The sequence below is a fragment of the Nocardia panacis genome (genome assembly GCF_003598715.1).
Taxonomy (GTDB): domain Bacteria; phylum Actinomycetota; class Actinomycetes; order Mycobacteriales; family Mycobacteriaceae; genus Nocardia; species Nocardia panacis.
This window is the reverse complement of record NZ_QZFU01000029.1, coordinates 211081-230706: the sequence shown is the minus strand read 5'-3', so window position 1 is coordinate 230706 and position 19626 is coordinate 211081. Positions and strand designations below refer to the sequence as shown.

The window sequence follows — 19626 nt, the reverse complement described above, 5'->3', positions numbered from 1 at the left end:
AGTCGTGAGCCGCAGGGATGACGGCCTGCCGATGCTGCCGCCGTGGCTTTCCGAGAGCGAGGTCACGCAGGTCGGTTACGAGGCCCCCGTCGAGAACCTGCCGCACGACGATCTCATCCCCGACCAGCCGCGCAAGGGCCGTTTCAAGAATCGCCCCACCGAGCCCGAACGCGCCGATGGCGCGCGGCCGGAGAAGAAGCGCAAGGGGTGGCGACGCGGGCGCGACGACCAGAGCGAACCCTCTCCCGCACCATGGGGAGAGATACAGCAGGGTTCTTGGGGTCAGCCGAGTCGGGAGGATCCCCGGAATCAGCCCGGTCCGCAAGGGACGCAGCCCGATCCGCGCCGGAGTTCGCCGACGCAAGGCGGTTCCGAAGCGCAGCAAGGCGTTCCGGGCCGGGCAGGTTCGCCCGCTCAACTCGGACCGTGGACGCAATCGGAACCTCATGCGGGTCAAGACCTTCAACCGGGTCCGAATGCGCAACAAGGCCCGTGGAATCAGCCCGGCCCCGAGACGCAGTCGATACAGCCCGGTCCGGAAGCGCAGCAAGGCGCGTGGACCCAATCCGGTCCGTCGCAGACGCCGACTCAGCACGGTTCAGTGGGCGCTCCCGACGCCGGACAGCAGGGTCGGTGGATCCAGAGCGGTGACGAGTCGCGCGGAGCGGGCGGGCAAGCGGGGTTCGCGCCGCAGGATCCGAATCGTCAGGCGCTGCCGACCCGGAATCCCGCCGACCCCTCCCCCGCATTTCAGCCGCTTGGGGCCGGGACGCCCGAATCCACTCAGGCGAACCGGCCGGATTTGCCGCCCGCCCCCGAGTCGCCCGCTGCCGGTGTGCAGCCCCAGGGTGGGTCGTGGTTGCAATCGGAGCATTCTGGTCTGAATGGGCCGACGGCCGCACCGCTGTGGCCGACGCAGCCGGTAGCCGGAACGGAGGGCGCGACCAACCCATCCGGGCCGGATGCGCCTGTGGCGCAACAGGGTTCGCAGAGTATGCCCAACCCCGTCGATTCCCGAGCCGCGGGTTCGGTCGCCATCGCGACCGAATCGAATGCGGTACCGCAAGGGCCTGCCAATAGCTCGCAGGCCGGCCCAAATGTTCATTACAGTCCGGCGACCGGTGGAGCCGGGGTCGCGCAGAGCAGTGAGGTTCCGCCCGCGTGGTTGACGCGGACCGAGCAGCCCAAGCCGCCCCGACCGGATCTCGAATTGCCGCCGCCGCCCAGTGAGTTCGCGGATCGAGCCGGGTCGAATCCGGAAAGCGCGTCGAATCCGGAAGATGCCGCGCGACAAGATGATCAGGCTCTCGCCGAGAGCGAGCGCAGGGCACGCGGACGCCATCGGCTTTCCTCGGAGTACGAAGCCACCGAGGCCGAGGGGCTGGCCAAGGCTGCCGAATACGCCGGCGATAGCGGGCCGAACTACCTCGGCGACGCCGCCAAATCCGCAGCCACGCCAAGTGATACATCCGGTCCGGTCCAAACGCCGTACAGCCCTCCGGCGCAAGCCCCGATCGAAGAGCCGCAAGCTCCGATCGGAACTCGGCCCCCGAGTCCATACGCCTCGACCGGCAATACGCCGCCATACCCGCCGATGAGCGAGCAGGCCCCGACCTCCTACCTTCCGTATTCACCGGACAGCGTCGCGGGCGGCGCAGGCCAACAGTCGCCCACCGCAATGGGTTACGGGCCGATCGCGCCACCGGAGCAGGGCAGTTACCAGCCCCGGCAGCCCGGACCGCAGGGTGGCCAACAGGGTTCGGCCGCAATCGGTTACGGGCCGACAGCCGGTGCGCCCAACGGGCCGAACGAGGCCGCGCACACCGGTCGGCCGGGTCAGTCCGGGCCTGCCCACGGTTCAGCCGGCTTTGGGCCGACCGCTCCCCCGCAGCAAGCTCCGGGACCGGACCAGGGCGGCTACGGGCCGTCGCAGAGCCCGCAACAATTCGGCCCACATGGCGGCGAACAGGTCACGGTTGCCGCACATGGGCCGACAGCACTTCAGCAGACGCCGAGTCGGGAACAGGGCGAGCACCGTCCACAACAGCCGGGGCCTCAGAGCGGTGAACAGGGTTCAGCCGCAGTCGGTTATGGGCCAACGGCCGGGACACCGCAGGGACAGGCCGAGGCTGCGACGCGCACGCCGGAGCAGTTCGGACCGCACGGCGGGCACGATCCGGCGCGCGGACCGCAGGCAAATGCGGGCCGGTCGCCGGTGGGGATGGGGCCGCAAGCCCAGGGCGGGCACGGACCGACGGCACAGTCCGCGCCGAATGCCGGTGGCGGGCAAGCCCCGAGCGCGGTCGGACAATCGCCTACCGCGATCGGGCAACCCAATACCGGTTTCCCGCAGCAGGAGGCCGGTGCAGCGGGTGGTTTTCCGCAGCAGCACGGTTACGTGCAGGGTGGCCAACAGGGTTCGGCCGCAACCGGTTACGGCCCAGGGCCGCAAATGCCGCACCAGCAGGGGATTCAGGGGTTGGGGCCTGCGACGGGCGGATTCCAGATCGGGCCGCAGTCCGGGCAGCATATGCCGCAGCCGTCGCTGGACGATGTGCCGATGCGGCGGGCGGCGAAAGCGCCCGGATCCGGGTGGCGCAAGGCGGTGCATCACGCTTCGCGTGGCGCGATCAATCCGGGTATGTCGGCCGAGGAGCGTCGGCTCCAGGAGTTGGTGGCGCGGATTCGGCAGCCGGTGCGCGGTGACTATCGGATCGCCGTGCTCTCGCTGAAGGGTGGGGTCGGGAAGACGACGACCACCATGGGGTTGGGATCGACGTTCGCCTCTATTCGGGGCGACCGGGTGATCGCGGTGGACGCCAATCCGGATTTCGGCACGCTCTCGCAGCGGGTGCCGCTACAGACCCGCTCGACGGTGCGCGATGTACTGCTCGATCACGCCATCCAGCGGTATTCGGATGTGCGCAAACATACCTCGCAGTCCACCAGCAGGCTGGAAGTGCTTGCCAGCGAACGTGATCCGGCCGCGTCGGAGGCGTTCAACGAGGAGGAGTACCGGGCGGTCGCGCGGATTCTGCAGCGCTTCTACAACATCATCATCACCGATTGCGGCACCGGTCTGATGCATTCGGCCATGGCGGGCGTACTCGACCTGGCGCATTCGCTGGTGTTGATCTCCTCCCCCGCGATCGATGGCGCGCGCAGCGCCGCCGCCACCTTGGACTGGCTCTCGCTGCACGGACACGATCGTCTGGTGCGCAGCGCGGTGGTGGTCATCAATATTCCGCGGGCCGGATCGCCGAATGTGGGGATCCAGCAGTTGCGCGAGTACTTCCTCTCGCGCTGCCGCGCGGTGCACATCATTCCGTTCGACCCGCATATGTCCGAGGGCGCGGAGATCGATCTGCACCGCCTGCACAAGCACACCAAGCGCGCCTACGTCGAACTGGCCGCGACAGTCGCCGACGATTTCGCCACCGATCACCGCCGCTACGGCAGCTAGGGCCTGTGTCGAAGTCCGCGCGAACGGACTTCGACCCATGGTTGCTGTGGCCGATTACCAGCAGTATGTGCGATCGAAGGATTCGTAGCAGTCGGCCCGGTAGTCGTTGCGGTCCTTGACATCCGAATTGGGAATGGCCCCACCGATTCCCGCGCCGATGGCGCCACCGATCAGGGCGCCTGCCAAGAAGCCGATGGGCGCGGTGATCACCGCGAGCACGAACGCGCCCGCGATGCCGATGGCCAATCCGATGATCGCGCCGGTCATCGCGCCTGCGAGCAGACCGACGGCCAGGCCGGTCCCGATGCTGCGCTCGCGCGGTGAGGTCTCGACCCACCGGCCGACGGGGGTGGCGGTGAGATGAGTGCCCGTCGCTTCCACCTCGGGACGCAGTTCGACCGTGCCTTCGGGGAGGGCGACGGTGCGCGGCAGCGTGGCGACCAGCGCGCCCGCATTGTCGGTGACGGTCACCGAATTGTCGGTGAGCGCGAAGTGCCCGCCGAAGAGGTTGGCGGACAGGCTCTTTCCATCCGAGGACTTGGCTACCTCGAAGGCGACGCCACGTTCGGTGCCGTGCACTATATTCGGGTGCGCGGCGGCCGGATTCGGCTGCGCGGCAACCGGATCGGCATGTGCGATACCGCCGACCAGGCCGGTGGCCGCGACGGTGAACAGCGCCGCGACGGTGATATTCCTGATACCCACTCTGTGTGTCCCTCGAACTCCGCCAACCTCGCCGCGTTCTCGCGAGCGCGACTCCTCCACTCATTCGCGAGGGAGGCGAACCAACGGTATCGGTCGCACCCCTGCGGAGCATCAGGGTTCCCCCTGAGATCGACTCGTAATTTCCAACTGGATGCAATCCCAAGCGCCATTATCCATTCGGACGGACGCCGCCATTCGACAAAGCCCATGAAATTAGGGGCTGCCGCGAGGGATTTCTCGCGATCGGATGTGGGGAATCGCACAGGCCGATCGAAATACAAACGTATGGAAACAAACACGGTCGACCGGCGCAATACCGACCGACCGTGTCCATTACGCGCCGGAGGAGACAGCGAGCGCGACGCGACCTACCATTCGGGGAGGCGGCGGCGGCCCGCCAATACATCGCGCACCAAATCGTCGTAGGCATCGGCCAATTCGGCCAAGTGGTGCCATGCGCCGTGTAGGCGATCGTCGTGGGCATCCAGGGTCATCAGCGCGTGGTGGGCACGGACCGAGGATTCGGCGATGCGGTCGATGACCGCGCCGATGGTCTCGGTATGCAGCGTCGCGCCCAAACGGTGCCGGGGGATGCTGCGGGCCACCCAATCGTCGATGGCCATGACCAATTCCATTCTGCGGCGCTCGATTTCGACGATAGCTGCCGGATCGGTGTCGATGGAACCGCCCCTGCCGACTTGGCGTCTTTCGTGCAGGATCGCCAAATCGCGGGCGAACCATAGCAGTGGACCGCCGACCACTCGGTGCCCGCGGCACGCCCGTACCAATAGATCAGAGGTGGGAAGCAGTCCGGGTGAAACGGACTGCGTCGCCGAATCGACACCCCGCGACACGCCGGGGAGAGCCATTACGACCGTTGTATCCGAACCTGCCACGTTGCCTCGCCGTCATCGCCGCACAACACCGGATCAGGACGTTCATTACAATAAACCTCTGAAGGCACCTGTCAAGCGATACCGGGCCGTAGCGGGGCACAAAGAGTACACTTCGTTACCTGCACGACCAACCGAGGAGCAAGATGCCGGAAGGTCCGACGTATCACCGGATCGCAGACCTGCTTCGCGAGGAGATCCGCGCCGGCAAATGGCAGCCGGGCGACCGCCTTCCGAGCCACACCGAACTCGCCGAGCAGATGCAGGTGTCGATTACCACCGCTCGCAACGCGATTCAGGTCCTGGTCACCGAAAATCTGGTCTACACAGCCACTTCCCGAGGCACCATCGTGCGCAGTCGCGAGGTGCTGGAATCCGTTGCGACCGACCCGATTCGACCGGATCGACCGCGCTCGCCGCACGATATCTTCTCCGAGATCGCCCGCAGCGCCGGACGCGAGCCGACCAAGGAGTTCAGCGCCCGCATGCTGCCCGCGAGCGCGGAGGTGGCGCGCTGGCTCGGGGTGGCGCGGGATACGTGGGTCCTCGCGCGCACCGTGGTGCAGCACCTCGATCACGAGCCGTGGTCGTGGGAGGTGAGCTTCTATCCGCGAGATCTGGCCGAGGCCACCGGAATCGACTCACCGCACGATATTCCGGAGGGCACCACGCGGCGGCTGGCCGAGCGCGGCCACGCCGAGACCGCGCACCGCGACACCCTCTCCGCCCGCCCGGCCAGTGCCGAGGAGGCGGCCGTGCTCGGCGTCGCTCCGGGCACGATTCTGTTGGATCACTTGCGAATCGGTGCGACACACGAGCGGATCACCAGGGCCACTCGGCATCGCTCGATCGCCACCCGCAATCGCGTCGCCTACGAGCTCGGCGATTCCGAGGGCACGGCCCTGATTCGCCGAACGCTGGGCGCTCCAGCGGGATTGGATATCGCACTGCCATGACGATAGATCTGCGCCGGGCCGCCGCGGGCGACCTCGGCGCTATTTGCCGCCTGCGCCTGCAACGCACCGCCTGGTTGACCGCACGCGGTTCGGATCAGTGGACCGCGGCCGGGCGCGGACTGCCGATCGAGTTGTTCGCACGGGCCGTCGGCCGCGCGCTCGACGCGGGCGAGACCTGGATCGCCGAGGTGGACGGCGAACCGGCGGGCACCATTACCGTCAATGATCGCGCCGATCCGGGACTGTGGTCGCCGTGGGAGCTGGCGGACGCGGTGATCGTGCACTACATGATCGTCGACCTGCGCTTCGCAGGCAGGCGCCTCGGTCATCGTCTGCTCGCGCAGGCCGCTGTGCTGGCGAACGAGCAGGAGCGAGCCTGGGTGCGACTGGACGCGTGGACGACCAATGCCGATCTGCACGCCTACTATCGGCGGGCCGGTTTCGCGCTGGCGCGTATCGCCGGGCCGAGGGCGAGCGGCCCCTCCTGCGCCCTGTTCGAGCGAAGCACCGACAGTTGGGATTTCGCCGCCGCGACGCCCGAAACCCACGGTGCTCCCGCCAATCCGCGCTCGAGCTGAACGCACGGGGCCGACACGCGCTACAGCGGTGGCAGATAGGCGATCTGGATCATTTCCTCACCGCGCGACCGCGAGATGTGGGTGCCGCGTCCCGGCGGGAGTTTCGACGGGCGCAGATCGCCGAAGACCCGGCCCTCATCCCTGGGACCACTCATGAGCAAGGCGTCGACCGACATATTCTTCAATCCGCCGACGACATTGTCGTAGAGGGCGCGCGACATACCGCCCGCCCGCCGGGTGAGGATCAGGTGGAAGCCGAGATCCCGTGCCTGCGGCAGATATTCGATGATCGGACCGAACGGGTTGCCTGCGGTCATGACCATGTCGTAGTCGTCGACGAGCAGGAACAGCTCCGGCCCGGCCCACCAACTGCGCTCGCGCAATTCCTGCGGGGTGATATTCGGGCCGGGGATGCGGCCGGACAGGAACTGGCCGATCTCGCCCAGCAGGGGACCCGCCGTCTGTGAGGAGGTGGAGTAGCCTGCCAACCGCTCCTCGGGCACCACGCCGAGCAGGGTGCGGCGATAGTCGATCAGGACGATCTTGGCGTCGGTGTCGGTGGAGTTCTCCACGATGCCCATCGCGATATTGCGCAGCAGGGTGGTCTTGCCGCTTTCGACGTCGGCGAAGGCCATGAAGTGCGGTTCGGCATCGAAATCCAGGATGTAGGGCTCCAATTCGTTCTCGCCGAGCCCGATGCACACCTTGCTGTGACTGAGTTCGATACCCCTGGCGCGGGCGGCGGCGATGACCTCGTCGCGATCCACCTGCGCGGGCAGCATGCGCACCTCGGGCGCCCTCCGCTCGCCGTACATTTCGGCCAACTGCGCACGCGCCGCCGCGACACCGTCGCCGACGGTGACCGGATCGGAGTCCGAGTCCAGACGCGGCAGGGCGATGAGCATGTGCAGCTCGTCAGCGGTCAGGCCGCGGCCGGGGCGGCCGACCGGCACCAGAGCCGCTGTGCGCCTGCCCATTTCGGAATCGCCCGGATCACCCAGCCGCAGCTCGATCCTGGTGCCGATCTGATCCTTGATGGCGGGCCGGATCTCGGCCCAGCGCGCGGCGGCGATCATCAGGTGGATGCCGTAGGACATGCCGCGCGCGGCGATGGCATGGATGGCGGGTTCGAGGGATTCGAACTCCTCGCGGATGGTGGCCCAACCGTCGACCACCAGGAAGACATCGCCGAAATGGTCGGCGGCCAGCGGATCGTCGGGATCGGGTGCGGTCCCGTTGATCAGCCTGGCCTCGAGCTGCGCGTATTTGCGACGGCGGAAGTCGTTCATGGACTCTATGCCCAGCGTGTTGAAGCGTTCTTCACGCTCGCGAAGCAAGGTGCTGAGCTCGGCGATGGTGCGGCGCACCCGATCCACGTCCTGACGGCCCGCCACCGAGCCGACGTGCGGGACGCCGCGCAGGCCGTTGAGCGTGCCGCCACCGAAGTCGAGGCAGTAGAACTGCACCTGTTCTGGTGTGTGAGTGGCGGCGGCGGCCATGACCATGGTGCGCAACGTGGTCGATTTACCCGATTGCGGACCGCCTGCCACCGCGACATTGCCCTGCGCGCCTGCCAGCGCGATGGTGAGCACGTCGCGCTTCTGCTCGTAGGGCTTGTCGATCACGCCGATCGGCATCCACAGCTGACCGTGCCGGTTGACCGGTGAGCGCCAATCCGGGTCGGGCAGCAGCATATCCACGGTGGGCGATTCGTCCAGCGGCGGTAGCCAGACCTCGTGGGCGGGACGACCGTGCCCGGTGAGGCGCTTGACGACCACATCGAGCAGCGAATCGGGCAGGCCCTCCTCGGCGCCCGCAGCGCCGGGCGGCGGTGGGAGATCCGGAAGTGCCGGCCGCGCACCAGGTTGCGATATTTCGACGCGTTCGGGCATGGCGACCGGTGCGGCGGTGAAGACGGTGGCCGCGCCCGCGCCGAACACCCTGCCGTCGGCCTGACGCGGGCCGGTCGGCGAGATATAGGGTCCGGAGACGTAGGTGGCGTTGAAGCGCAGCGGATCGTCGGCGTCGCTCTTGAGGTAGCCCGAGCCGGGGATGGCGGGCAGGTGGTAGGCGTCGGTGATGCCGAGCACGGCGCGAGATTCGTTGGCGGAGAAGGTGCGCAGGCCGATCCGGTAGGACAGGTGCGAGTCCAGGCCGCGCAGCTTGTTCTCTTCGAGGCGCTGCGAGGCGAGCAGCAAATGCACGTGCAGCGAGCGGCCCAGGCGGCCGATCATCACGAACAGATCTGCGAAATCCGGTTTCTGCGAAAGCAATTCGGAGAACTCGTCGACAATGATGAACAGCGCGGGCAGCGGATCGAGCGGAGTGCCCGCCGCACGCGCCTTCTCGTAGTCGGTGACATTGGCGAAATTACCCGCGGAACGCAACAACTCCTGGCGGCGGTTCATTTCACCGGCCAGGGCGTCACGCATGCGGTCCACCATCGAGAGTTCTTCCTCGAGGTTGGTGATGACCGCGGCGACGTGCGGCAGCGGTTCCATGCCGAGAAAGGTCGCGCCACCTTTGAAGTCGACCAGCACCAGGTTCAGCGCATCGGGCGAATGGGTGGTGACCATGGAGAGCACCAGGGTGCGCAGAAATTCGGACTTACCGGAACCTGTTGCACCGATGCACAATCCGTGCGGACCCATACCGTACTCGGCGGATTCCTTGATATCGATCTCCACCGGCGAACCGTCCGGTGTGACACCGATGGGCACCCGCAGCCGCTCGCGGGCGGTGCGCGGGCGCCAAACCTTGGCGGGATCGATCTGCGCCGCGTCGGTAATCTTCAACAGCGCCATCAGACCGGGATCGGTGCGTGTCTCGTCGCCGAGACTGACGATCTGGGCCGCCGTGGCAATGCGATAGCGGGCCAGACTGCGCGCGAAGGCGGCGGCCGCGGCGGTGTCGACGACATCCGCGGTGGCGAATCTCTCCACGCCGCCCGCGCTTCGAGCGCTGATATCGCCGTCGCGCACCACCAGTTGCAGGCCGCGGCGGGCGGCGAGGCCGGTCTCGGGCGCGGTGAGGTCGAGCACGGTGACCGAATCCAGACCGGATTCGCTGATCAGCCGCTCCGATCCGCTGACGTAGCCGTCATCGATCACCACCACCAGGTGCAGCCTGCCCTGCGTCGGCTGCGGATTGCGCATGAAGCGCCCGCGCTCGAGCAGTTCCGAGGACAGCGCCGTCTCCAGTTCGGCCAGCGAGCCGTACATCATTCTGGCCGTGCCCATTCCATCGCGCACACTCGAATGTTGCAGGTGTGGTAGCCATTTCGCCCAGGACCAGGCCGGTCCATCGGGATCGGCGCAGACAATGGCCACCGCGACGTGATCGGGGCCGTGGAATGCGGTGAGTTCCAGGATCATCGAGCGCACCAGCATGCGCGACTCGTCGGCCGGACCTTCGATATTGATGGCGGGGAAGGCCCGCAACGAGACGGCCGTCGGCAGCCGATGCACCACCGAGTGGGTGCGCACGAAACGGCGCAGCGCCACCGTCGACACCGGCTCCAGATCCTCGATCGGTCCGGTTTCGGGGCGGGCCAGTTTGGTGGCGAGCCGGTGACTGCCGACACCGACACGCACATGACCGAAATCCGGATCGGCGGGGCGGCGCTCCCACATGCGCCTGGTGCCGATGACCGAGGGCAGGTCGATGGGTTCGGGATGGCTCCAGGACAGCGCCTCGAGCTGTTTGGTTCCGGTGCGGCGCACCTCTTTCCGCATTTGGTCCAGGTAGCGGAAGTAGTCCTTGCGCTCCTCGTTGAGTTCGCCCGCGCCCTTGGGACCCATATTCCGGAAGCCCATGAGCATGCCGCCCATGGACATGAGCATCATCATCGGGAACATCATGCTCATCGGATTGGCCAGCAGGCTTTTGCCCATCACGACCATGAACCCGATCATGCCGATGATCGCCACCACCATGACGACCGGCATGAGCTTCATCATCAGCGGCGTCGGCATATTGCGCTGGATCTCCGGCGGCGAGGTCAGCGCCACTTCACCGCCGGGGGGGCGCGGCGGGGCGATGCGGGGACGGCGGACGAAGCCCTCGGTGACCATGGTTCCTCTATCGATCAGTCGGCGAGCGAGTCGGCGAAGGGTTCGTGGCGGCGGCGACGGAACGGAATCGCCACGGCCGCACCGATGGCCAGCGCGGCCAGGCAGGTGATCGAACCGATGACGGCCACGCGGCGCGGCAGCGGATCCGGGCCGGGCGCGGCCACCGGCGCGGCGGCCGGATGCGGGTCGGCGGCCCCGTCGGTGAGCACCCCGCGCGGCAATTGGGCGGTGAGTGCGGCGACGGGATCGATCAGGCCCGCGCCGATCCGGTCGTCGTGGCCATCGCCCGGCGCGTGCGCGGTGCGAATGATCCGATCCATGACCTGGCCCGCGGTCAGGTCGGGAAAGCGGGATTTGACGAGTGCGGCGAGTCCGGCGACGTATGGTGCGGCGAAACTCGTTCCCTCGATGGGATGCACACCGTCCTGGCCCTGCACGCTGTCGATGAGTCCGGCGCCGCCGGGCCTGCTGTCCAGCGACACGATCTGCCTGCCGATCGCGGCGACGCGCACCCACGGGCCATTGAGCGAGAGTTGCGATGGCGTGCCATCCGGATCAACGGAGGCCACCGACAGCACGTAGGGCGCGAACCAGGCCGGACTCGCCACGGTTTTCACCGATTGCCAACCGCCGCCGTCGTTCTGGTCCTTGCAGGCGCCGTCCTGCTGGAGGTTGCCCGCGGCGGCGACCACGACGACATTGCGGTCGTAGGCGTATTTGATGGCCGCACCGAGCGGACCGTCGGCGGTATCGGCTCCCGCCGGACTGCAGGCGACCTCGGAGATATTGATGACGGTCGCACCCATATCTACGGCCCGCACCACCGCACCGGCCAGGGTGATCACATTGCCGTAGCCGGAGGGGGCGATGGCGCCCGGCGGCGGATTGCCGCCGCCGCGATTCTTCGGTTCGAAAGCCAGGCTGAGCTGGCGGATGGTGAGGATCTCGGCATCGGGTGCGACACCGGTGAAGGCATCGGCCGGGCTGGGCTGGGCGGCAATGATTCCCGCGACGACCGTCCCGTGTCCATCGCAGTCGACGGTGCCGTCGGTATCGGAGACGTAATCGCCGCCTGCCTGTAACGCGGGCAGGCGCGGATGCCGGTTGACACCGGTGTCGATCACCGCGACCTTCTGGCCCGCGCCGCGGCTGAACTGCCACGCCTGCGGCAGGTCGAGTACGCGCTGCGCCACCGGCGCCTCGGCCGGGACACCATGTGCGAGCAACGGGTCCGCGCACACCACGCGCTGTTCGGTCGGTTCCAGCGGGGCGGGATGACCGCCGAGCCCCTGCGCGACGCCGAAGGCTCCCGGATCGACCGCCGGTGGCGCGATAGCACCGGCCGACACCGGCCAGCCGAACTGGGCCGCGGTGAATATCCAGGCGGCGCAGGCCGATCCGAACCCCCGCCGCGTTCCGGTCATATGTTCCTGGCCATCGCGTATACGTCCATCACCCACAGCACCAGCGGTATCAGCGCGCAGATCAGCAGGTATTCGGCGATTTCCAACAGGCGGCGGGTGACCGGCGTGACCTCGATGTGCGGGGCGATGACGCCGAAACCCACCACCGCCACGGCGAAGACGAGCAGTAGTCCGGCGGTGAGCAGCAGCAGGTCGCCATTCCCCAAGCCGAGTCCGGCCAGCAGGCCGACCACGATGACGCAGCCCGCGGCGATGAGTGTGCCCGCCTGGATCAGGTCGGCGAAGGAACGCCCCCGCGTGCACAGCACGATGGCCGCGAGCACCGCGAGCACCGTGCCCGGCAGGCCCGCCGCGCCGAGCGGATCGGCCGCGCCGAGCGCGCCGAGCGCCGCGGCGATCGAACACCCGATGAGCATGCCGGTCTGGTATTGGTTTGCCGCCCTGGCCCGTTCGCCGAGCCCTGCGGCCGACGGGAGCGCCGTGGCGCCGATCGCGCCGATGCCCTCGATGGTGGGTCTGGGCTCGTGATCGGCCGGGTCGATGGCGGCGCCCGCCGTCGGCACCGGCGGCACCGGCAGCCGCGCCAGCACCGCGGCCAGACGCGGCACGAACGAGATGAGGGTGATGGCGACGACCAGCACCGCGGCCGCGATCTTCGGCAGATCCGAATCCCAGATCATCCGCACCGCCGCGGCGACACCACCGAAGAGCGCGAGCAGGACCGCGGTGGCGGTCAGCACCGCACCGGTCCCGGTGGTGCGATAGCTGAGCAGCGCCGCCACCAGCAGCACCGAGAAGCCCAGCAGCAGATGGGGACTGCCGAGCGCGTGCGGAACGAATAGCGCCGCACCCGCTGTGAACAGCAGCAACGCGCAGCATTGCAGCCAGCTCGCGGTGAGCGGATCGGCGTACTTGCGCGCGGCGATGGCGGCGGCCACCGCGGCGGCCAACGCGACGCCGGTGAGCAGGAAGGGGGCGGCCAGATCGGAGCCATTGGACCGATCGCGCACCAGCAGCAGCACCGCCAGAATGGTCGCCGCCACGGCGGCGATCAGTCCGGTCCAGCGCGCCGCCGCCGCGGACCAGCCGCGGAAGTCGACCGTGGTGAGCCGGGATACGGCATCGATGACGTCATCGAAGAGCGCGGGCGTCTCCTTGGCGGTGACCGCGCGCAGCACCAGCAGTTCGCCGTCGTAGACCTCGGCCTCGGTGAGGGTGCGGCTGAGCGGGATGGCGTCGCGGCCGAGCCGGGCCAGCGTCCAGTGCTCACTGCGCAAAGGCGGTGCGCCGTCCTCGCTCTCGGTGATGTCCGGATTGCGGGATTGGATCAGCGCCACCACATCGCCGATGAAGGCGGCGATCGGCACGGTCGCCGGGAGTCCGACATCGAGCTGGGTATTACCACCGATGACGGATACTCGGCACAATTCGGGTTCAGCGGCTCCCAAGCCACTGCTCAACGACTCGGTCAACTGCTGAACGACCCCAGCTCTTGTATGAATCCAGCCACGTGACTGAGCAACCTACCTCTTGAACCTATCTGCACGGTCACCACATTTCACCCGTGAGAGGGATTTTCGCGCACCGCGCGACCGGCCGCTCTCTCTCACGACGGTGGGAGATGACGTTGCAACCGACCGAAGGCGAAACCTAATCTATCCGACAGACCGGTGCCACGCGATCCCTATAGGCTGGTCGGTAGAGAACTTCAAAGCATCCACTTCATCGAATATCTTTGGGACCGACTGCAATGACGACCGGCAACCGCCAAGCACAGCGCGCCTTCGACGCCGGAGTCCTGTCGCTCGGACTGACCATCGACGGTCAGGAATCCGCACGCGACCTCGACTACGCGAAGCTGGCCTTCCAACGCGCCACCGAGTGGGATCCGACCATGTGCGATGCCTGGCTGGGCCGGGCCGCCACGGGCGAGGTGACCAAGGAGGTCATCGCCAACCTGCACCGCACCAGCGCGACTTCGCTGCATCGCGAACAGCGCAGGCTCGGATTGCCGCCACGCGCACTTGCGGGCCGCTTCCTCGCCGGTCTCTACATCGACTACCCACTCGCCGGGTACACCGAGATCTGGCTGGCCCAGGCGGCGCAGCTCATCCAGGACAAGCAGTACGACGAGGCCGAGCGGACACTCGACGAACTCGCCACCCACCGGCGCGGGATGCTGTCGGATCCCGACCGCGAGGCCGATGACCGCATCAGCGCGTATATCCGTGGCGTACTGCACTTCACGACGCAGCGCTGGCCCGAGGTAATGACCGTACTGGCGGGCTCGGCGGAATGGGACGACCCCTACCTGGCCACGGGCGCGCACGTCATGGTCGGTTCGGCCTGCGCGCAACTGGGCCTGTTCGGCGAGGCCATTCGGCGCATGGAGCAGGCCGAGGCGGGTCCGATTCCGTCGGCGCGGCCCACCGCCATGTTCTGCCGCGGGCTGTGCCTGCGCGAAACCGGCCACGAGGAGCAGGCGCAGGCCCTGTTCGAGAACGTGTATTCGCAGGCGCCCGACTTCGCGGCCAACACCCAGGCCATGCGCGACCGCACCTACCGAATCACGGTCACCACCAAGGAGAATATCGACGCCCGCACCGACAAGTGGGATTCGGCCTCGGCGCCGTCGATCGAATCGGTGCAGCAGGCCGAGCACGAGGACCGGGCCAAGCGGGTCCTCGGTGAGGCGCGCGCCGAACTCGACCGCCAGGTGGGCCTGGCCTCGGTGAAAACGCAGGTGGCCAAGTTGCAGGCCACCGCGCAACTGGCCAAGATCCGCGCCGGGAAGGGGATGGCCAGTGTGCCGCGCGGCAATCATCTGGCCTTCACCGGCCCGCCCGGTACGGGCAAGACCACCATCGCGCGCGTGGTGGCCAAAATCTATTGCGGTGTAGGGCTGCTCAAGACCGACAAGGTGGTCGAGGCCAAACGCGTGGACTTCGTCTCGCAGAACCTCGGCGGCACGGCCATCAAATCCGACAAGCTCATCGATTCCGCCATGGACGGCGTGCTGTTCATCGACGAGGCGTACACCCTCATCCAAACCGGCCTGATGGGTGGCGACGCCTTCGGCCGGGAGGCGGTGGATACGCTGCTGGCCCGCATGGAGAACGACCGCGACCGACTGGTGGTGATCATCGCGGGCTACGACGGCGAGATCGACCGCCTGCTGGCCTCCAACGACGGTCTGGCCTCGCGTTTCGCCAAGCGGCTCCAGTTCCCGTCCTACACTCCCACCGAACTGGGCGAGATCGGACAGATCATCGCCACCTCGCGCGACTCCGAACTATCCGATGAGGCAATGCGATTGCTGATCAAAGCCTGCGATGGGCTCTACAACTCCGAGCGGGTGGACCAGAGCGGGCAGCAGCGGCGCGGTATCGATCTGGCCGGTAACGGACGGTTCATTCGCAATGTCATCGAGGCGGCCGAGGAGGAGCGGGAGTTCCGGCTCGCCAACGATGCCTCACTGGATCTGAGCGCCATCGACGAATCGATGCTGATGCGCATCGAGGCGGCGGATATGCAGGCGGCATTGGGCGGGATCGTCGCCTCTCTCGGCGGCTGACCGAGCACTGCTTTCCGCAAGTGCCGTACCGGTCGTCAGCGACTCCTCCTGGCGGTCGGCCCTAGTACAGCGCCGACCGCGGCCAAGTTACCGTGCGGCGGCCAGTGATTCGCCGATGTACCACATCTCGTCCGGGGTGGTGACCATATTGACGGTCGCCGCCGCGGTCGAGGTGCGGACCGTGATCAGGTTGGGGGCGGCCGGATCCTGGGTGAGCACCACGTCGGCATCGAACTGCCCCGGCGGATCCTGCGGGCCGCGCACATGCACGATGGTCGCGCCGCCGGTTATCGCGGTCGGTGGGATCCCGTCGAACACCACGACGGTGGCGGTCGGGGCGATGGCGACGGGCGACGGGCTCGGATGCGGCGGGTGATAGCTGGCGCCCGCGGCCCGCGGGGCCAGCGTGAGCATCTGGGGCGTGCCCACATTGCCCACCATCGAGGTCCAGGCATCGGGGCGGTCGGTGTGCACGATGGCGTGGGCGCCGAGCGCGATGGCGCGCAGGATCACCTGCTGGGCCAGGTCGAGTTTGCCGATGACCTCCAATTGCCGTGTGCCCGCGCCGATCAGCGGCACGGCAATGCCCTGGCCCAGGTCGTCGGCGCCGATCAACTGGCCGCAGCCCGCGGTGGGCAGGGCGATGCCCTCGAGTGCCGCGAGCGGGCCGTGGTAGTCACTCACGCCGTCGTCGCCGTGACCCGCCCGCACCGGCAGGCTGTCGAGCAGGGCGCGATACTGCCTGCCCTGCAGCGGGCGCAGGCCGGGCACCGGCGGTTCCTCCGGTGCGGTCGCGGTATCGAAGCGCACGAGTGCGGCCATGGTGATCGGGGTTTCGACATCGCGACGGCTCGCTTTGTCGCCGTCCGGACGCAGGCGCACGGTGACCGTGGTGCCCAGGCTCGGCGTGGCCCACACCTCGGAGAAGCCGCGCGGGCCGATCAGTTCCGGGCCGATCTCGTAGCTGGTGAGGTATGCGTTCCCGGCGACAAGACATTTCGGCGTCTCGGTGAAGTCTTCGAGCGCGATCCCCCTGGTGAGCGTGCGCACCGCGCCATTGATCTCCGCCGAGGTGAGCACCGAGACCGAGATATCCAGCGCGGCCAACCGATTCGCCACCCGGCGGGTGGCGATGATGGCGGTGCGCAGCGCGCCGGTGCCGCCGCCGCCTCTGCTCTGCACTGCCTCGACATTGGCCAGCGGATCCAGCCGCAGCACCAACCAGACAGTGCGGTGGGCGATGGCGGGCAGCGGGCCGAGGATGCGGTCGTAGAGTTGGGCCACCACACCGGCTTCCGCCGTGCGCGCACCGGTGCTGACCACATCGATCGAGTCGAGTCGGATATCGAATTGGCTCAGGCATTTACCGATTTCGGTGAGTGGAACCACCTGGTCGGTGCTGAGCGAGCCGCGCCGCAACAGCGTCATGGCATCCGGCGGCGGATCGATGCGCACGACGGTGGTGAGCTGCTTGCCGTCCCAGCGCACGCCGTAGCTGCCGCCCTCGGGTAGCGGCACATCGAAGGCGTCGCGGGCGGTATCGCGCCTGCCGGGTTTGGTACGCCGCCAGCGGAAGGCGACCGCGCGGCCGAACATACCCGCCAAATTGCGCGGGTAGCGCCTGCGGACCGGCACCGCGCCGAGTAGCAGCACGGCCGCGCCGGAGAGGATGATCGCCCACAGGGGCGCCCGCAGTATGGTTGCCGTCCAGCCCGCCAGGGCCGCCAGCAAACCCAGAGGCACCACCAATCCCAGTGGAATATGGCGAAACAACCAGAATTCGGGATCCCGCAATGCGGTGTTGTCCGGGGTTTCCGTTTCGTTCACAGCCTCGTTCGCCTTCGGCACATGGTCCAACTGCGCTCACAGTACCGCGCCACAACGGTATTCGCGGCGGCGCGCGGTGCCGCGATTGACAGCCGACGCCGGGTCGATACGGTTGGTTTGTATTGTCGGCCCGCTTCGGCCGCGCATACCAGGAGTTTCCGGTCTCGAACTTCCCAATGTTGGGAGTTCCGACCCGAATTCGGGATACTGCGTGATAGAGATCTTGAAATGGAGAGCACGTGCCGGCTCAGCTGACCACCAGGGCACAGGTAAACGGATATCGATTCCTGCTGCGGCGGCTCGACCACGCGCTGGTGCGCCGCGATGTGCGCATGCTGCACGACCCCATGCGCTCGCAGACGCGCTCCATGCTGGTCGGTGCGGTCCTCGGCGTGCTGGTGGTGGCGGGATTCGCCATCCTGGCCTTCCTGAAGCCGCTCGGCGCGGTGGGCGACACCAAAATCATCATCGGCAAGGAGAGCGGCGCACTGTACGTGCTGGTCGCCGACGCCCAAGGTAATCGGGTGCTGCACCCGGCGCTCAATCTCACCTCGGCCCGGCTCATCGCGGGCGATGCCGAGAGTCCGAATTCGGTGAAGGAAAGCAAGCTTTCGGATTTCGCGCGTGGGCCGATGCTCGGCATCCCCGGCGCGCCCGCGGCACTGCCCGGTTCGGGCGATGGCGGGCGGTCGGACTGGGGTGTGTGCGAGGCGGTGCAACTCTCGGGCACCGGTAGCGCGGTCGGTTCGCCCGGTGTGCTCACCACCGTCTTCGGCAGCAAGCCGGATCTCAACGACCGGATCAAGCGCACCGCGTCCGATGAGGCACTGCTCGCGCAGCGTTCCGGGACGACGTATCTGATCTACGACGGCAAGCGCGCCGAGATCGATCCGAACAACTCGGTGATCGCGCGGGCGTTGAATCTCGGTGCGGCCAAACCGCGCCCGGTCGGGCCGGGCCTGCTCAATGCCGCCGAGGCGGTGCCGCCACTGACTTCACCGAATGTTCCAGGGGCCGGTCAGCCAGGGCCTGGGCGCCTGAGCGATATTCCCGTTGGCGGTGTGATCGCGGTGGGCGCCACCGCGCGCGACGCCAAATCCGAACTCTATGTGGTGCTGGCCGACAGCGTGCAGAAGATCAGCGAGTTCGCCGCGCAGGTGCTGCGCACCGCGAATTCGCAAGGTATGCGGGAGATCAAGCCGATGCCACCGGATGTGCTGACGAATATGCCGGTGTCGCATCAACTACCACTGGATCACTTCCCCGCCGCCGCACCGCGGATTCTTTCCGCCGAGGATGCACCGGTGAGCTGCGTTTCCTGGTCGAAGACACAGCGCAGCGGCGGCGTCGCGGACAGTCCCGGCGATCGGGCTTCGGTGAGCCTGCTGGCGGGAGCCCGCCTGCCCCTGGCCAATTCGGCCAAGCCCGTGGAGTTGTCGAGTGCCGATGGTGTCGGTGATCGCACCGATGCCGCCTACATTCCGCCGTCGACCGGCGAATTCGTACGGATCACCGGTATGGAGGCGGGCAGTCCGCGCCGAGGCAGCCTGTTCTATCTGGCGGACAATGGGATTCGCTACGGGATACCTGATATCGAGACCGCCGAAGTACTCGGTCTCGGCAAAGCACCGAAACTCGCACCCTGGGCAATTGTCGGCCAATTCGTGCCGGGGCCGACGCTTTCCAAGCACGATGCGCTGAGCAGCTATGACACCTTGCCCAATGGGCGGGAGAAATAGGACACACACGCAAGAGGGCGGGGCTGGAAGAAGTTCCAACCCCGCCCTGCCTGGGTCATGGTAGATCGCGAGCGTTAGGCACCCTCGAACCAGGAGCTGATCTGCTGATCCGCGTTGCTGATTTCGTCGAAAGCGTCTTTGACACTGACGCCGAAATCGGACAGGATCTGCTTGGCCTCCGCATAATCCTTGTCCCAATTCGCTTGAGAAGCTTGATATGCCTGGAGGGACTTGTTGTCCTCCCAGGCTGCGGCAAGCGCCTGGCCGTGGCTCTTGAGCTCTGCGGATTCGTGATCGAGTGCCTTGAAGGCCGCATCGAGTGCGCCATGCAGTTCCTCGATGGTCGCGGCGTTGTAGTGCGTCTTATCGGCGTTGTAACCCATGCTCTTCTCCT

12 protein-coding genes are annotated in these 19626 nt (G+C 67.4%); 5 read left to right on the top strand and 7 right to left on the bottom strand.

All coding sequences use genetic code 11. The annotated features are described in order from the left end of the window. Window positions 1-4: 4 nt before the first annotated feature. Window positions 5-3463 carry a nucleotide-binding protein gene (locus D5S18_RS35880; protein ID WP_239003955.1) on the top strand — a complete coding sequence of 1153 codons (3459 nt, stop codon included), beginning with the start codon at window positions 5-7 and terminating at the stop codon, window positions 3461-3463. A gap of 54 nt (window positions 3464-3517) precedes the next feature. Here D5S18_RS35880 and D5S18_RS23330 read toward each other — a convergent pair whose 3' ends face one another. Both D5S18_RS23330 and D5S18_RS36160 read right to left on the bottom strand, forming a co-directional pair. Then, window positions 3518-4168 (bottom strand): DUF8020 domain-containing protein, encoded by a 651-nt coding sequence (locus D5S18_RS23330; protein ID WP_120043218.1) that lies wholly within the window; start codon window positions 4166-4168, stop codon window positions 3518-3520. Window positions 4169-4536: 368 nt separating this feature from the next. Next, the gene (locus D5S18_RS36160; RefSeq protein ID WP_120043217.1) at window positions 4537-5037 is read right to left on the bottom strand and encodes a DUF4254 domain-containing protein; all 501 of its coding nucleotides are present in this window, start codon (window positions 5035-5037) and stop codon (window positions 4537-4539) included. 170 nt (window positions 5038-5207) lie between these two features. Between D5S18_RS36160 and D5S18_RS23320 the strand changes: the two genes are divergently transcribed. Further along, window positions 5208-6017: a GntR family transcriptional regulator gene (locus tag D5S18_RS23320; protein WP_120043216.1), complete on the top strand. Its 810-nt coding sequence runs from the start codon at window positions 5208-5210 to the stop codon at window positions 6015-6017. Beyond that, entirely contained in the window at window positions 6014-6595 is a 582-nt protein-coding gene (locus D5S18_RS23315) for a GNAT family N-acetyltransferase (protein WP_120043215.1), read from the top strand. The genes D5S18_RS23320 and D5S18_RS23315 overlap by 4 nt, the downstream gene beginning before the upstream one ends. Window positions 6596-6615: 20 nt before the next feature. On the opposite strand, the gene eccCa is transcribed toward D5S18_RS23315, so the two are convergent. The 3 genes from eccCa to eccD are packed head-to-tail and all read right to left on the bottom strand — an operon-like array spanning window position 6616 to window position 13540. Continuing rightward, window positions 6616-10668: a type VII secretion protein EccCa gene (gene eccCa / locus D5S18_RS23310; protein WP_120043214.1), complete on the bottom strand. Its 4053-nt coding sequence runs from the start codon at window positions 10666-10668 to the stop codon at window positions 6616-6618. A 14-nt stretch (window positions 10669-10682) separates the two neighbouring features. Beyond that, window positions 10683-12092 carry a type VII secretion-associated serine protease mycosin gene (mycP, locus tag D5S18_RS23305; RefSeq protein ID WP_120043213.1) on the bottom strand — a complete coding sequence of 470 codons (1410 nt, stop codon included), beginning with the start codon at window positions 12090-12092 and terminating at the stop codon, window positions 10683-10685. Then, window positions 12089-13540, bottom strand: a complete 1452-nt coding sequence (gene eccD / locus D5S18_RS23300; protein ID WP_239003953.1) for a type VII secretion integral membrane protein EccD — start codon at window positions 13538-13540, stop codon at window positions 12089-12091. The genes mycP and eccD overlap by 4 nt, the downstream gene beginning before the upstream one ends. Before the next feature lie 302 nt (window positions 13541-13842). On the opposite strand from eccD, the gene eccA reads away from it, so the two are divergent. Continuing rightward, entirely contained in the window at window positions 13843-15666 is a 1824-nt protein-coding gene (gene eccA, locus D5S18_RS23295; protein WP_120043211.1) for a type VII secretion AAA-ATPase EccA, read from the top strand. 87 nt (window positions 15667-15753) lie between these two features. Here eccA and eccE read toward each other — a convergent pair whose 3' ends face one another. Beyond that, window positions 15754-17493, bottom strand: coding sequence for a type VII secretion protein EccE (eccE, locus tag D5S18_RS23290; protein WP_120043210.1), 1740 nt, complete (start codon window positions 17491-17493; stop codon window positions 15754-15756). A 239-nt stretch (window positions 17494-17732) separates the two neighbouring features. On the opposite strand from eccE, the gene eccB reads away from it, so the two are divergent. Further along, the gene (gene eccB, locus D5S18_RS23285; protein ID WP_120043209.1) at window positions 17733-19232 is read left to right on the top strand and encodes a type VII secretion protein EccB; all 1500 of its coding nucleotides are present in this window, start codon (window positions 17733-17735) and stop codon (window positions 19230-19232) included. 74 nt (window positions 19233-19306) lie between these two features. Here eccB and D5S18_RS23280 read toward each other — a convergent pair whose 3' ends face one another. Further along, window positions 19307-19615: a WXG100 family type VII secretion target gene (locus D5S18_RS23280; RefSeq protein WP_120043208.1), complete on the bottom strand. Its 309-nt coding sequence runs from the start codon at window positions 19613-19615 to the stop codon at window positions 19307-19309. Between the last annotated feature and the right edge of the window lie 11 nt (window positions 19616-19626).